This is a genomic window from Candidatus Symbiothrix dinenymphae (genome assembly GCF_001431085.1).
Map to the genome: position 1 here is coordinate 1 of NZ_BBRU01000125.1, position 837 is coordinate 837.

Genomic DNA, 837 nt, shown 5'->3' on the forward strand with positions numbered 1-837 from the left:
TTTAATAACTGTGTTGCACAAAGCAACGTCGGGATAAGAAAAAAATGTCTGTTCATAACTATCTCTTTTATTATTATTTGATGTTTTTATTTTTTCGTAATACTTCGAGTCGGGCGGCTCCGAGCCAACCGGGCATCCAACCGTTTATCCGTTCGTTTTCCTTGTTGGCTATCCAGCCTCCAAGCCAGTAGTTGCAGTGAAAAAACGACTCGCTTTGACTCCCCGCCGGACGAATCTCATCGTGAATCTTCATCTCGCCGTCGCCAATCAGCTGTTGACTGTTCTGCCATATAGCAAGGGCTTTATCCCTCCATTGCGGGTCGCCCGTCAATTCCGAAAGTTTGAACCAATCCGGTAGCCAGAAAAGAGCGTAAACATCCAAACAGTGATGCTGCACCGAAACAGAGGTTGCTCCGAATGTGTTGTAACCGTACTTGGTAAAATCATCATCTGCCGGATAAACACCCTGATAATGCCATAACCATTGGGATAAATAATAGGACAGCGACACTGCGTCGTCACGATATTGCCGGTTGCCTGTTTCTTCATACAAACGGGTAGCGGCTGCCAGTAGCGGAATTGCCGATTCCTTGTCAATACACCATGTATCGAGAGCAGCTGCCGTCGTATAGCCGTCGCGATGAAACTCTTGTATGTAAAAGTCATAACCTTTGATTGCCGATTGCAGATAAGATGCGTCTTTAGAACGGCGGTATGATGTTATCATTGCAGGAATGACTGTCGCACAGATACTTCCTTCCCCCAACACAGCCTTGCCGTCGGGCGGCCATTCACGAGCATACTGTCCGTCGGGCTGTTGGTCGTTTTTGATAAAAT

Annotated in this window: 1 pseudogene; it reads right to left on the reverse strand. The window is 46.8% G+C overall.

Going from position 1 to position 837, the window contains the following annotated elements:
• Positions 1–73: 73 nt before the first annotated feature.
• Positions 74–837: pseudogene (locus tag ASC50_RS02025) on the reverse strand (hypothetical protein); the annotation flags it as partial.